Source organism: Promineifilum sp. (SeqCode) (genome assembly GCF_041918635.1).
Classification (GTDB): Bacteria; Chloroflexota; Anaerolineae; order Promineifilales; family Promineifilaceae; genus Promineifilum.
On record NZ_JAYRVJ010000102.1, the window covers coordinates 1 to 12,544 of the forward strand.

The 12,544-nt window shown below is 61.5% G+C and carries 23 protein-coding genes and 1 pseudogene; all 24 read left to right on the top strand.

The features are described from left to right. The coding region (gene rplB / locus ACE3UY_RS03325; protein ID WP_374686131.1) for a 50S ribosomal protein L2 at window positions 1-699 on the top strand (699 nt) is incomplete at its 5' end. Between the two features lie 77 nt (window positions 700-776). Then, complete coding sequence (gene rpsS / locus ACE3UY_RS03330) at window positions 777-1,058, top strand: 30S ribosomal protein S19 (RefSeq protein ID WP_374686132.1); 282 nt, start codon at window positions 777-779, stop codon at window positions 1,056-1,058. 2 nt (window positions 1,059-1,060) lie between these two features. Beyond that, a complete protein-coding gene (rplV, locus tag ACE3UY_RS03335) occupies window positions 1,061-1,444 on the top strand; it encodes a 50S ribosomal protein L22 (protein ID WP_374686133.1) in 384 nt (127 codons plus the stop codon). 91 nt (window positions 1,445-1,535) lie between these two features. Beyond that, on the top strand, window positions 1,536-2,213 hold the full coding sequence (rpsC, locus tag ACE3UY_RS03340; RefSeq protein WP_374686134.1) for a 30S ribosomal protein S3: 678 nt from the start codon (window positions 1,536-1,538) through the stop codon (window positions 2,211-2,213). Window positions 2,214-2,305: 92 nt separating this feature from the next. Next, window positions 2,306-2,722: a 50S ribosomal protein L16 gene (gene rplP / locus ACE3UY_RS03345; protein WP_374686135.1), complete on the top strand. Its 417-nt coding sequence runs from the start codon at window positions 2,306-2,308 to the stop codon at window positions 2,720-2,722. Then, window positions 2,722-3,102 (top strand): 50S ribosomal protein L29, encoded by a 381-nt coding sequence (rpmC, locus tag ACE3UY_RS03350; protein ID WP_374686136.1) that lies wholly within the window; start codon window positions 2,722-2,724, stop codon window positions 3,100-3,102. The genes rplP and rpmC overlap by 1 nt, the downstream gene beginning before the upstream one ends. Before the next feature lie 99 nt (window positions 3,103-3,201). Further along, window positions 3,202-3,453 (top strand): 30S ribosomal protein S17, encoded by a 252-nt coding sequence (gene rpsQ, locus ACE3UY_RS03355; RefSeq protein WP_374686137.1) that lies wholly within the window; start codon window positions 3,202-3,204, stop codon window positions 3,451-3,453. A gap of 81 nt (window positions 3,454-3,534) precedes the next feature. Beyond that, entirely contained in the window at window positions 3,535-3,906 is a 372-nt protein-coding gene (gene rplN, locus ACE3UY_RS03360; protein WP_374686138.1) for a 50S ribosomal protein L14, read from the top strand. Between the two features lie 89 nt (window positions 3,907-3,995). Next, the gene (gene rplX / locus ACE3UY_RS03365; protein WP_374686139.1) at window positions 3,996-4,226 is read left to right on the top strand and encodes a 50S ribosomal protein L24; all 231 of its coding nucleotides are present in this window, start codon (window positions 3,996-3,998) and stop codon (window positions 4,224-4,226) included. Between the two features lie 38 nt (window positions 4,227-4,264). Then, on the top strand, window positions 4,265-4,834 hold the full coding sequence (rplE, locus tag ACE3UY_RS03370) for a 50S ribosomal protein L5 (RefSeq protein WP_374686140.1): 570 nt from the start codon (window positions 4,265-4,267) through the stop codon (window positions 4,832-4,834). A gap of 60 nt (window positions 4,835-4,894) precedes the next feature. Next, window positions 4,895-5,077 carry a type Z 30S ribosomal protein S14 gene (locus tag ACE3UY_RS03375; RefSeq protein WP_374686141.1) on the top strand — a complete coding sequence of 61 codons (183 nt, stop codon included), beginning with the start codon at window positions 4,895-4,897 and terminating at the stop codon, window positions 5,075-5,077. A gap of 11 nt (window positions 5,078-5,088) precedes the next feature. Continuing rightward, complete coding sequence (gene rpsH / locus ACE3UY_RS03380; RefSeq protein WP_374686142.1) at window positions 5,089-5,562, top strand: 30S ribosomal protein S8; 474 nt, start codon at window positions 5,089-5,091, stop codon at window positions 5,560-5,562. A 42-nt stretch (window positions 5,563-5,604) separates the two neighbouring features. Further along, window positions 5,605-6,147 (top strand): 50S ribosomal protein L6, encoded by a 543-nt coding sequence (gene rplF / locus ACE3UY_RS03385; protein ID WP_374686143.1) that lies wholly within the window; start codon window positions 5,605-5,607, stop codon window positions 6,145-6,147. Between the two features lie 85 nt (window positions 6,148-6,232). Continuing rightward, window positions 6,233-6,595 (top strand): 50S ribosomal protein L18, encoded by a 363-nt coding sequence (gene rplR, locus ACE3UY_RS03390; protein ID WP_374686144.1) that lies wholly within the window; start codon window positions 6,233-6,235, stop codon window positions 6,593-6,595. Window positions 6,596-6,681: 86 nt separating this feature from the next. After that, complete coding sequence (gene rpsE / locus ACE3UY_RS03395; protein ID WP_374686145.1) at window positions 6,682-7,218, top strand: 30S ribosomal protein S5; 537 nt, start codon at window positions 6,682-6,684, stop codon at window positions 7,216-7,218. Between the two features lie 63 nt (window positions 7,219-7,281). After that, a complete protein-coding gene (gene rpmD, locus ACE3UY_RS03400; protein ID WP_374686146.1) occupies window positions 7,282-7,467 on the top strand; it encodes a 50S ribosomal protein L30 in 186 nt (61 codons plus the stop codon). A 58-nt stretch (window positions 7,468-7,525) separates the two neighbouring features. Then, on the top strand, window positions 7,526-7,999 hold the full coding sequence (rplO, locus tag ACE3UY_RS03405) for a 50S ribosomal protein L15 (RefSeq protein WP_374686147.1): 474 nt from the start codon (window positions 7,526-7,528) through the stop codon (window positions 7,997-7,999). Between the two features lie 29 nt (window positions 8,000-8,028). Next, the gene (gene secY / locus ACE3UY_RS03410; RefSeq protein WP_374686148.1) at window positions 8,029-9,402 is read left to right on the top strand and encodes a preprotein translocase subunit SecY; all 1,374 of its coding nucleotides are present in this window, start codon (window positions 8,029-8,031) and stop codon (window positions 9,400-9,402) included. Between the two features lie 70 nt (window positions 9,403-9,472). Continuing rightward, window positions 9,473-10,072 (top strand): adenylate kinase, encoded by a 600-nt coding sequence (locus tag ACE3UY_RS03415; protein ID WP_374686149.1) that lies wholly within the window; start codon window positions 9,473-9,475, stop codon window positions 10,070-10,072. A 74-nt stretch (window positions 10,073-10,146) separates the two neighbouring features. Then, window positions 10,147-10,260: a 50S ribosomal protein L36 gene (gene rpmJ / locus ACE3UY_RS03420; RefSeq protein ID WP_374686150.1), complete on the top strand. Its 114-nt coding sequence runs from the start codon at window positions 10,147-10,149 to the stop codon at window positions 10,258-10,260. Window positions 10,261-10,270: 10 nt separating this feature from the next. Further along, the gene (gene rpsM, locus ACE3UY_RS03425) at window positions 10,271-10,654 is read left to right on the top strand and encodes a 30S ribosomal protein S13 (protein ID WP_374686151.1); all 384 of its coding nucleotides are present in this window, start codon (window positions 10,271-10,273) and stop codon (window positions 10,652-10,654) included. A gap of 148 nt (window positions 10,655-10,802) precedes the next feature. Beyond that, entirely contained in the window at window positions 10,803-11,201 is a 399-nt protein-coding gene (rpsK, locus tag ACE3UY_RS03430) for a 30S ribosomal protein S11 (protein ID WP_374686153.1), read from the top strand. A gap of 142 nt (window positions 11,202-11,343) precedes the next feature. Then, window positions 11,344-11,982: a 30S ribosomal protein S4 gene (gene rpsD, locus ACE3UY_RS03435; protein WP_374686152.1), complete on the top strand. Its 639-nt coding sequence runs from the start codon at window positions 11,344-11,346 to the stop codon at window positions 11,980-11,982. Between the two features lie 178 nt (window positions 11,983-12,160). Continuing rightward, window positions 12,161-12,544: pseudogene (locus ACE3UY_RS03440) on the top strand (DNA-directed RNA polymerase subunit alpha); the annotation flags it as partial.

Here is a 12,544-nt window from a genome sequence, read left to right on the forward strand (position 1 = left end):
AAGGTGACCGTGCGCCATCGCGGCGGCGGCAGCAAGCGGCTCTATCGCGACATCGACTTCAAGCGCGACAAGGCCAATATTCCTGGTCGCGTGGCGTCTATCGAGTATGACCCCAACCGGTCGGCCCGCATTGCCTTGTTGGTCTATCCCGACGGCGACAAGCGCTACATCCTGGCCCCGCTAGGCGTCAAGGTTGGCGACCAGGTCGTCAGCGGCGCCAAGGCCGAGATTCGCCCGGGCAATACCCTGCCCCTGCGCAACATCCCGCTGGGCACGCTCATTCACAACATCGAGATCTACCCGGGGCGCGGCGGCCAGTTGGTGCGTTCGGCCGGCGTCTCGGCGCAGTTGATGGCTAAGGATCATCCCCAGTATGCCACCATCCGCCTGCCTTCCGGCGAAGAGCGCTACATTTCGCAGGACTGCCTGGCCACCATCGGCCAGGTCGGCAACGTCGAGCATGGCAACATCAAGCTGGGCAAGGCCGGTCGCAAGCGCCACATGGGCATACGGCCCACCGTGCGCGGCACGGCCATGACTCCGCGCGACCATCCTCATGGCGGCGGCGAGGGCACGGCCCCGATCGGTATGCCCAGCCCGAAGACCCCGTGGGGCAAGGTGGCGTTGGGCAAGCGCACACGCAATAACAAGGCGACGGACAAATATATCTTCCGCCGCCGCGGCAAGAAGCGCAGATAGGGACTAGGGGATAGGGACTGGGGACTAGGGAAGCGCGAGCTTCTCTAGCCGCTGGTCACTAGACCGGAGGACAGAGCATGTCACGTTCATTAAAGAAAGGGCCTTTTATCGATCCGAAGCTGCTGAAGAAGGTGGAGGATCTGAATAGCTCGCGGAAGCGCCAGGTTATCCGGACGTGGTCGCGCGCCAGCACCATCTTCCCGCAGATGGTCGGCCACACCATCGCCGTCTACGATGGCCGCCGGCACATCCCGATCTACGTCACCGAGAATATGGTCGGCCACAAACTGGGCGAATTCGCGCCCACGCGCACTTTCCGCGGCCACGTCGCCAGGTCGGAAAAGAAGGGACGGAAGTAACCATGGCTACAAATGCAACGACTAATGCTTTTGAAGTCAAGGCCATCGTCCGTCACATCCCGATGAGCACGCAGAAGGTGCGGCTTGTCGTGAACGCCGTGCGCGGCATGGGCGCGTCTCAGGCGCTCGACGCCTTGCGCTTCATGCCCCAGGCGGCGGCCGAGCCGGTGTTCAAGCTGGTCTCGTCGGCTGTGGCTAATGCCGAAGAGAACTACGGGCTGGAGATGGATGAGTTGGTAATCAGCGAGATTTGGGCCGATGAGGGGCCGCGCCACCGCAAGGCCCCCCACGGTGGCCGCTTTGCCGGTCGTGGCCGCTTCCGCCCGATCGTCCGTCGTTCGTCGCACATTACCGTCATTCTGGCAGAGCGGGAGGCGGCTGGCTAGGTTCCAGAGTTCCAGGTTCCAGGCTCCGGGGTAAGAGATTCTTCCCCTGGAACCTGGCCCCTGGCCCCTGGCCCCTACTTTGGGAGATATTATGGGACGTAAAGTACATCCAGTAGGTTTTCGCCTGAAGTACATCCGCGACTGGAACGCACGGTGGTACGCCGAGGGCGGTCGCTATCGGGACTTGCTCCACGAGGACATCGCTATCCGTCGCATGGTGAAGAATGACCTGGCCGCGGCGGGCGTGGCCAAGGTCGAGATTGAGCGCTTCCCCAACCAGGTGCAAGTGACCATCCACACCGCGCGGCCGGGCATCGTCATTGGCCGCAAAGGCGCGGCCGTCAAGGACTTGCGCCAGAAGCTGAAGGACGCCACCGGCAAGACCGTTCGCGTCGAGGTCGAGGAGATCACCCAGCCGGACGCCAACGCGCAACTCATTGCCGAGAACATCACCGGTCAATTGGAGCGTCGTATCGCTCACAGCCGGGCGATGAAGCGCGCTGTCCTCCAGGCCATGCGCGCCGGCGTCAAGGGCATTCGCATCGAGGCCAGCGGCCGGCTGGCCGGCTCGGAAATGGCCCGCAACGAGAAGTTGTGGGAGGGGCGCGTGCCTCGCAACATGATCCGCGCTGACCTTGACTATGGCTTCGCCGAGGCCCTGACCACCTATGGCCGCATTGGCGTCAAGGTCTGGGTCTATAATGGCGAAATCCTGCCCCAGCGCGCCGCCCGCGAAGCCACGGCTACGGATGTCTATATTAGTGAGTAGTGGTCAGTGATTTGTGGTCAGTGGTCAGCGGTCAGTATCTTAAACTGACAGCTGACCACTGACCACCGACCACTGTCGTCGGAGTAAACGACATGTTAATGCCAAAACGCGTGAAATATCGCAAGCAATTCCGGGGCCGGATGCGCGGCATGGCCAAGGGCGGCTCGACTCTGCTCAACGGTGAATTTGGCTTGCAGGCCCTGGAGCCGGGCTGGATCACCAGCCGCCAGATCGAGGCGATTCGCCGCTCCATCGTCCGCGAGATGCGCCGCCGCGGCAAGTACTGGGTTCGCATCTTCCCGGATAAGCCCGTCACGGCCAAGCCGGCTGAGACGCGCATGGGCAAGGGCAAAGGCTCCGTCGACCACTGGGTCGCCGTTGTCAAGCCGGGCCGGGTCATCTTCGAGGTGTCCGGCGTGCCCGACGAGATCGCTCTGTCCGCGTTGCGTTCGGCCGGGTACAAGCTGCCCATCAAAACGCAGGTTATCTCGCGCGAGGAGGCTCTCTAATGGCCGGCATCGTCGAATTGAACCAAATGAGCAGCGACAAGCTGCAGAAGACGCTCGAAGATGCGCGTGAAGAGATCTTCAACTTGCGCTTCCAGAAGGCGTCTGCCCGGCTGGAGAATACCGCCCGCCTGCGCCAGGTGCGCCGCCAGGTGGCCCAGATCGAGACGGTGCTGCACCAACGGCAACTGGCTACCGATGCCGCCGCCGCTGACCCGGCCGTCGCCGAGCGCCTGGCCGGCAAAGAGTGGCAAGCTAACGCCCGCTACGTCTACGAGGACAGCGCCTGGCAGGTCGAATTCAACGACAAGGCCGGCAAGCGCTTGGCTACGGCGAACGTCAACCTGAACAAGGCTACCCGCCCCGTGGTTGCTAGGGCATAGGTTATAGGGGTTTAGGGGATAGAGATTGGGGAACACGGTTCTTCAACCAACAACTAACAACTATCAACTAACAACTAGTAACTACTTCGAGAGGACAAGATGCGAGATCAACGTAAACGTCTGGTGGGCGTTGTAACCAGCGACAAAATGGATAAGACCATCGTCGTGTCCGTGGCCACGGTGAAGCGCCATCCCATCTATGGCAAGGTCATCAGCCGCGCCCGCAAGTATAAGGCGCACGACGAAAATAATGAGTGCCGCGTGGGTGACCGGGTGGAGATCATCGAATCCCGCCCCTACAGCCGCGAAAAACGCTTCGCGCTCGTCAACGTTCTGGAGCGAGCCCAATAAGAAGTGATCAGTGGACAGTGGTCAGTGATCAGCTACTACTGATCACTGACCACTGACTACTGGTTACTAAACGAGGTTGTCATGATCCAAAAAGAAAGTCGTCTCAATGTGGCCGACAACTCAGGGGCTCGCGAACTACTGGTCATCCAGGTCATGGGCGGCTCGCGCCGGCGCTATGGGACCGTGGGTGATGTGGTGACCGCGACGGTGAAGAAAGCCACGCCCAACGCGACGGTGAAGAAGAGCGCGGTGGTCAAGGCTGTCATCGTCCGCACCACCAAAGAATATAAGCGCGAGGACGGCAGCTACATCCGCTTCGACGACAACGCCGCCGTTATCCTGGACGCCGAGGGTAAGAATCCGGTTGGCACGCGCATCTTCGGGCCGGTGGCCCGCGAACTGCGCGACAAAGGCTTTGGCCGCATCCTGTCCCTGGCCCCGGAATCACTATGATAGGTTCTAGGGACTAGGGACTAGATGCTAGGGAAGAAGATTCTTTCCTAGAACCTAGCCCCTAGCACTTAGTCCCTAAGAGGTACGCCATGCGAATTAAAGTCAACGATACGGTAGAAGTCATCTCCGGCAACTTCAAGGGCGTTCGCGGCACGGTGCAGCGCGTCTACCCGAAGAAGCAGATGATCGTCGTCTCCGGCGTTAATATTGTCAAGAAGCACCAGAAGGCCCGGCCGACCGGCGGGCGCTCGCGGGCTCAGGGTGGCGTCATCGAGTTTGAGGCGCCCATCCACGTGTCCAACGTGAAGCTGGTGGAGTAGTTGTAGGGCGATTTGGCAAATCGCCAGGAGATATTTGAATGGCAACGAAATTTACGCCCCTGCCCGAGCTGTTCCGCGACGAAGTGGCCCCGGCCCTCATGAAGGAGTTCGACTACTCCAGCATCATGCAGGTCCCGCGCATCACCAAAGTCGTGGTTAACGTCGGTCTGGGCGAGGCGCTCGACAACGCCAAGGCGATTGAATTCGCGACCAATGACATCACCGCCATCACCGGCCAGAAGCCGGTGCTGACCAAGGCCAAGCAATCCATCGCCGGCTTCAAGCTGCGCGAGGGGCGCATCATTGGCGTCAAGGTCACCCTGCGCGGCGAGCGCATGTGGGCCTTCCTGGCCCGCCTCATTCACGTCGCCTTGCCCCGCACGCGTGACTTCCAGGGCATTTCGCCCGAGGCCTTCGACGGCCGCGGCAACTATACCCTGGGCCTCCGGGAGCAGTTGATCTTCCCGGAAGTGGATTATGACAAGATCGACAAGATTCGGGGCATGGAGGTGACCATCGTCACCACGGCCCGTACCGACGAAGAGGGCCGCCGCCTGCTGGCGCTCATGGGCATGCCTTTCCGTCGTGAAGCTGCGGAGGCAGTCTAGGTTCTAGGGACAGAGGAAGAGCGTACTTCCCTGATTCCTAGTCCCTAAGGAAGAATTCGTATGGCAAAGAAATCAATGATCGCGCGTGAAACGAAGCGGAAGTATCGGGTGCGGGTGCGCAACCGCTGCCAATTGTGCGGTCGCCCGCGTGGCTACATCCGTCGCTTTGGCCTGTGCCGCATCTGCTTCCGCGAACAGGCGCTGAAGGGCAACATCCCGGGTGTCGTCAAATCGAGTTGGTGAGGTATTGAACCATGTCTATGACTGATCCGATTGCCGACATGCTAACCCGCATGCGCAACGCCCTCGAACGGCAACAGCCGACCGTGGCCATGCCCCACTCCAAGGTGAAGGTGGCCATTGCCGAAGTGCTGAAGAACGAGGGCTACATCGAGGGCTACGAGGTTGTTGGCGGCGTGACCGCCGCGGAAGGCGCTGAGCCGGCCGCGCAACCCGGCAAGACCCAGAATAAATTCCCGACGCTCGTCATCCGCCTGCGCTACGTAGGCGGCGGCGCGACCGAGCGCCGGCGCGAACGTCGTCCGGTCATCAATGGCCTGCAGCGTGTCAGCTCCCCCGGCCGTCGCATCTACGTCGGCAAGCGGGAAATCCCGTGGGTTCTGAGCGGCATGGGCGTTTCCATTGTCACCACCTCCCGCGGCGTGATGACGGACCAGAAGGCGCGCCAGCTCGGTCTGGGCGGCGAGTTGCTCTGCAAGGTGTGGTAGTTCAGCCTGATAGGCTGAGCCTGAGCCACAGGAGAGAATACAATGTCGCGAGTTGGTAAAGCGCCAATTGAACTGCCAAAGGGCGTGACCATCGATATCGATGGCTCGAACGTGGCCGTGAAAGGCCCCAAGGGCACGCTGTCGCGGACGTTGCACCCAGATATGGCGATTGCAATGGACAACAGCACGCTGAGTGTGACCCGGCCGTCAGATAGCCGGCAACACCGGTCGCTCCACGGCCTGACGCGCGCGCTGTTGAATAACATGGTGACCGGCGTCAGCGCCGGCTATAACAAAGTCCTGCTGATCGAGGGCGTCGGCTATCGCGCCGAGATGAGCGGCCAGCGGCTCGTGCTCTACGTGGGTTACTCCCACCCGGTCTACTTCGAGCCGGAGCGCGACGTCACCTACGCCGTCGAAGAACGCGGCCGGAAGGTCATCGTCAGCGGCATCGACAAGGAGTTTGTCGGTGAAGTGGCCGCCCGCGTGCGCAAGACCCGCCCGCCCGAGCCGTATAAAGGCAAGGGCATCCGCTATGAAAAGGAAATCGTGCGGCGCAAGGCGGGCAAGACAGGCAAGGTCTAGAGGATAGGGACTAGGGGCTGGGGACTAGGGAAGACAGTCTTCCACTAGTCACTAGTCACTGACCACTAACCACTAGGAGAACGAAATGGCAACAAACGGGAATGATGCACGGAAGCGGCGGCAGCGTCGTATTCGCATGAAAATTTCGGGCACGGCCGAGCGGCCGCGTCTCAACGTGTTTCGCAGCCTGCACCACATCTACGCCCAGGTGATCGACGACACCACCGGCCATACGCTGGCCTCGGCCTCCACGGTCGATAAGGAAGTCGCCGGTCAACTGGCGGGCAAGAAGAAGCAAGAGCAGGCCACGCTGGTGGGCAAGCTGGTTGCCCAACGGGCGCTGGACGCGGGCATTCAGGAAGTGGTCTTCGATCGCGGCGGCTACCTTTATCACGGCCGCATCAAGGCCCTGGCCGACGGCGCGCGCGAGGGTGGACTCAAGTTATAGGGACCAGGGGCTAGGGGCCAGGGACTAGGGAAGAAGGGCTTCCACCTAGTCGTTGGTCACTGACCACTGTCCACTAGGAGATAGAAATGGGTCAGAGAAGACAACAAGGCGGCTTTCGCGGCGAGCAGAAGGATGAGTTCGACGAGCGCATCATCGACATCGCCCGCGTGGCCAAGGTCGTCAAGGGCGGCCGGCGCTTTGCCTTTCGCGTGACGGTCGTCGTCGGCGATAACCGCGGCAAAGTCGGCGTCGGCATCGGCAAGGCGCGTACTGTGCCGGACTCGATCCGCAAGGCGCTCGAAGCCGCGCGCAAGGACATGGTCAGCGTGCCCATCTATGGCACGACGCTGCCGCACGAGGTGATGGGTCGCCACGGCGCGGCCAAGGTGCTGCTGAAGCCGGCTTCGCCGGGTACGGGCGTCATCGCCGGTGGCGGCGTGCGCGCCGTCATCGAGGCCGCCGGTTACCGCGACATCCTGACCAAGTCGCTGGGCAGCGCCAACGTGCTGAACGTCATGATGGCGACGATGGATGGCCTCAACCAGTTGATGGATTCGCGCCAGGTCGCCGCCGATCGCGGCAAGGACCCGGCGGAGGTCGCGCCCTTCTGGGGCCGCGGGTAGGGACCAGGTTCTAGGGAAGCGTGTTCTTCCCTGACCTCTAACCCCTATCTCTGGGAGAAGAAAATGGCAAAGCTACGCATCACCTATAGCAAGAGCGCCATCGGGTATACCGAGCGCCAGAAGGCCACCATCAAGGCCCTCGGCTTCAAGCGACTCTATCAGACGATCGAGCGCGACGACACGCCCGCGATTCGTGGCATGATCAACCGTGTCGGCCACCTGCTGACTGTCGAATCGGTGCAATCGTAGGGGCAGACCGGCGTGTCTGCCCAGGCTCAGGCGGTCAGCCTGAGGAGAGTGTGGTGAGATGAAACTCAACGAACTAAGCCCCACCCCGGGCTCGAAGAAGTCGCGCAAGCGCGTTGGCCGCGGCATCTCGGCCGGCCAGGGTAAGACGGCCGGCCGTGGCACCAAGGGCCAGGGCGCGCGCAGCGGCGGCATCAAAGGCCCCTACTTTGAGGGCGGCCAGTTGCCGCTCGCCCGCCGTCTGCCCTTCAAGCGCGGCTTCACCAATATCCGCCGCGTGGAGTATCAGGTGGTTAACCTGGAGCGCCTGGCCGAGTTCGATTTCGGCGATGAAGTTGTCGAGCCGGAACTCATGGCGGCTATCGGATTGATCAAGAAGACGACCCGGCCGGTGGTAATCCTCGGTGAGGGGGAAGTCGAACTGGCAATGACCGTCCAGGCGCATCGCTTCTCGGCCACGGCCAAAGAGAAGATCGAGGCCGCCGGCGGCAAAGCGGAAGTGATTCCCTTTGAGAAATCTGCTCAATCTGCCTAATTCGCGGATTCTTCTCTGGGAGATACATCATGATTGACTCAATACGCGCCGCCTTTACCTTGCCTGACCTGCGCCGGCGCATCCTGTATACCATCGCCATGCTGGTGATCTATCGCCTGCTGGCTAACATCCCGGTGCCGGGCGTAGACCTCCAGGCGTGGTTATTGTTCACGTCGCAGCGAACGGGCAACTCGGTGGTGGACTTTCTGGACCTGCTTTCGGGCGGGGCGGTTAGCAATTTCTCGGTGATGGCCATGGGCGTGTATCCCTATATCACGGCCTCCATTATCATCCAATTGCTGACGCCCATCATCCCGCAGTTCGAGGAGCTACAGTCGGAAGGCGAGTCGGGACGCAACAAGCTGAACCGGTATACGTACTACCTGACGGTTCCGCTGGCGTTCCTGCAGGCCATCGGCCAGATTCGCCTCGTCGGCGCCAGCCTCACCGGCGGCGTCGAGTCGATCATGCCCAACTTCGGTTTCACCGGCGGGAATCTGTTGCCAACGTTGACTACCCTGGTAGCCATGGTGGGCGGCACGATGTTCGCCATCTGGTTGGGCGAGCGCATCACCGAAGAGGGCGTCGGCCAGGGCATCTCGCTGATCATCTTTGGCGGCATCGTGTCGGGCATCATTCCCAGCCTGGCGCAAATGTTCACCCTGGAGACGACGGCGGCGCGGGTGTTCTCGATTGTCACTTTCCTGATCTATCTGGTGCTTACGGTGCTGGTCATCGTCATTATTCAGGAGGGACAGCGGCGCATTGCCGTCCAATATGGGCGGCGGGTGCGCGGGCGTAAGATTTATCAGGGTCAGAGCACCTATATACCGTTAAAAGTCAACACGGCGGGCATGATCCCGATTATCTTCGCCCAGTCGATCCTGACCCTATTTCCACTCCTATCTGGCCTGTTCATCAGCGGCAGCGGCAGCTTCATTGACCGCGTAGCCACTACGGTAAGCCAGTTCGGCACGCAACAGGATGTCACGACGGCGCCGGTCGCCTTTACCGTTTACTGGGTTCTCTATTTCATTATGGTGGTGGCGTTCACGTTCTTCTATACGGACGTGATGGTGCGGCAGCAAAACCTGCCGGAGACGTTACAACGGCAGGGCGGTTTCATCCCCGGCATTCGCCCCGGCAAGCGGACGGAGACCTACCTCATGTCGGTCGTGCGCCGCATCACGCTCGTGGGCGCGCTCTTCCTGGGTCTGATCGCCATTTTGCCGGGCATTATGGCGGTGGTGGCGGTGGTCTTGCAGATCCCCGGCCTGGAGCGGAGCGTGCTGGTCATCAGCGGTTCCGGCCTCATCATCGTCGTCGGTGTGGTCATCGACACCATGCGCCAACTCGAGGCGCAACTGTTGATGCGGCATTACGAAGGGTTTATCAAGAGCTAGGGGCTAGGGGCTAGGGATTAGGGGAAGAACTCTCTTCCCTAGTCCCCAGTCCCTAACCCCTAGCCCCTACATGGGGGCCAACGTGAAGCGGTACATCGTTCTGATAGGGCCGCCGGGAGCGGGCAAGGGAACGCAGGCCAAGATGCTGGAGCAATCCCTGGGCCTGCCGCAGGTGTCAACGGGCGACCTGTTTCGTTACAACTTGAAGCATTCGACGGAGCTGGGCCAACTGGCTCGCAGCTATATGGACAAGGGCGAGCTTGTGCCCGACGGTGTGACCATCGCCATGGTGCGCGAGCGGCTCTCGCAGCCCGATGCCGCCCACGGGGCCATCCTGGATGGTTTCCCGCGGACGATCGCCCAGGCCGACGCGCTGGCCGACCTGCTGGCCGAGCTGGGCGGGCGCATTACCTGCGTGCCCCACATCATTGTGGAGCGCGAGGAACTGGTGCGCCGCCTGCTGAACCGGGCCCAGATCGAGGGGCGCGTCGATGATAGCGAGGACACCATCCGCACCCGGATGCGTGTCTACGAGGAACAGACGAAGCCGCTGCTGGACTACTATGACCAGCGCGGCCTGGTGGCCGAGGTGAACGGCCAGCAGTCCGTTGAGGCCGTGCAACACGATTTGCAGACGGTCATCACCGGACAGCGGGCATCGGTCAGGTAGGGGCAGACCTACGTGTCTGCCCACTCGGTGCAACCCACTTCGGAAAGTGGGCCGCACCTCGAAGAGTGGAGATTATGAAAGTATCATCATCTGTCAAGCGGCGTTGTCCGAAGTGCAAGATCATCAAGCGCAACGGTGTTGTGCGCGTGATTTGCAGTGACCCGAATCATAAGCAGCGTCAGGGGTAAGAGAGGCAGCATGGCACGTATCGCAGGTGTGGACATTCCGCGTAATAAGCGCGTCGAGATCAGTCTGACCTATATCTATGGCATCGGCCGGACGACCAGCCACAACATCCTGGCCCAGGCGGACGTGAACCCGGATACGCGGGTGCGCGACCTGTCGGAGGCCGAGGTGACGCGGCTGCGCCAACTGGTCGAGAAAGAGCATACCGTCGAGGGTGACTTGCGCCGCGAAGTGGCGATGAATATCAAGCGCCTGGGCGAGATCGGCAGCTACCGGGGCCTGCGCCACCGGCGACACCTGCCGGCGCGCGGCCAGCGCACGCGCACCAATTCGCGCACGCGCAAAGGCCCCAAGAAGACCGTGGCCGGGCGTGGCCGGCGCAAGGGCGGCAAGTAAGTGACGAACGGCAAGTGAGGAAGCTCACGCCAAGCGCGCAAAGTTTACCAAGAACGCGAAGTCAAAACGGTTCTGCCTGGTATCCTTTGCTCCCTTGCGTCTTGGCGTGAGCGTCTTCCCTCGTCATTCGTAGTTTTGCGGAGGTATGATGGGACGCAACAGAAGACAAGCACAAACGACGCGCAAGAAAGTCCGGAAGATGGTGCCGAAGGGGCAGGCTCATATCTACGCCGCCTTCAACAACACCATCGTGACGATTACCGATACCAAGGGCAACACCGTGGCCTGGTCCAGCGCCGGGGCGGCCGGTTTCAAGGGTTCGCGCAAATCGACGCCCTATGCCGCCCGTCTGGCCGGCCAGAACGCGGCCCGCATCGCCGTGGAGAACGGCGTGCAAGAGGTGGATGTGGTGGTGAAAGGCCCCGGCCCCGGCCGCGAGGCCGCCATTCGCTCCATCCAGGCCAGTGGTATTCGGGTCACGTCGATTCAGGACATCACGCCGGTTCCGCACAACGGCTGCCGGCCGCCGAAGAAGCGTCGTATCTAGTGATTAGTGGCTAGTGGTTAGCCCGGAGAGGGAGGAAGGGTCGCCAAGCCTGTAAACCTCTCCCCATCCTGACCGCTAGACCTTAGAGGTCTCAGAAGACCTCTGAGGTCTGGGCGGCGGTACTCAATAGGAGGTACCTAAGTTGGCGCGTTATACTGGACCTGTTTGCCGGCTTTGTCGCCGGGAAGGTGAAAAGCTTTTTCTGAAGGGGTCGCGTTGTCTGACCCCCAAGTGCTCGGTGGAGCGTCGCACGTATCCGCCGGGGCAGCATGGTAAAGAAAATCAATTCCGCCGCGGGCGCGCGTCGGACTATTTGCGCCAGTTGCGCGAGAAGCAGAAGGCGCGCCGCATCTATGGCGTCATGGAGCGGCAGTTCAGCCGCTACTTTGAGCGCGCCTCGCGCCAGAAGGGTCTGACCGGCTACAACTTGCTGGCTATTCTGGAGCAGCGGCTCGACAACGTGGTATACCGAATGGGGCTGGCAGAATCGCGGCCCCAGGCGCGCCAGTTGGTGCAGCACGGCCACGTCCTGTTGAACGGCCGCAAGACCAACATCCCTTCGGCGCTGGTTTCGGCTGATGACGTGGTGGCGGTTCGCCCGGAGAGCATGCGCCGGACTTACTTCAAAGACCTGCGCCAGAACTTTGACGACCGCCGCGTGCCACGCTGGCTGGTCGTCGATGCCGGGAACCTGTCGGGTCGCGTGCTGCACGCGCCGGCCCGCGAGGACATCGACATCTCGCTCAACGAGCAGTTGATCGTGGAGTACTACTCGCGCTAAGCGAGTTACGAGTTGTGGGTTGCGAGTTACGAGGGAAGAGGCTCACGCCAAGAATGCAAAGCCTAGCAAGAGCGCAAAGCCAGAATGATTCCTCTTTGCGTCCTTTGCTTCTTTGTGTCTTTGTGTGAGGCGCCGAACTCGTCTCTCATCACTCGTCACTCGAGGGAGAGAATGAACTTTGGCTATCAATAATCTGGTCATGCCGAAGATCGAGAGCACGGCCATGTCGTCGGAGTACGGCAAGTTCGTGATCGGCCCGCTGGAGCGCGGCTATGGTACGACACTGGGCAATGCGCTGCGGCGGGTGCTGCTGGCGTCGTTGCCGGGGGCGGCGGTCACCTCGATTCGGGTGACGGACGTGCCGCACGAGTTTTCGGCTATCCCGGGCGTGCGCGAGGACATGATGCAGTTCATCCTGCATGTCAAGCAACTGCGCCTGCGCCTGGTCAACACCGATATCTCCCGGATGCGGCTGGAAGTGCAGGGCGCTGGCCCGGTGACCGCCGCCGACATCCAGGCCCCGCCGGAAGTCGAGATCATGAACCCCGACCTCTATCTCTTC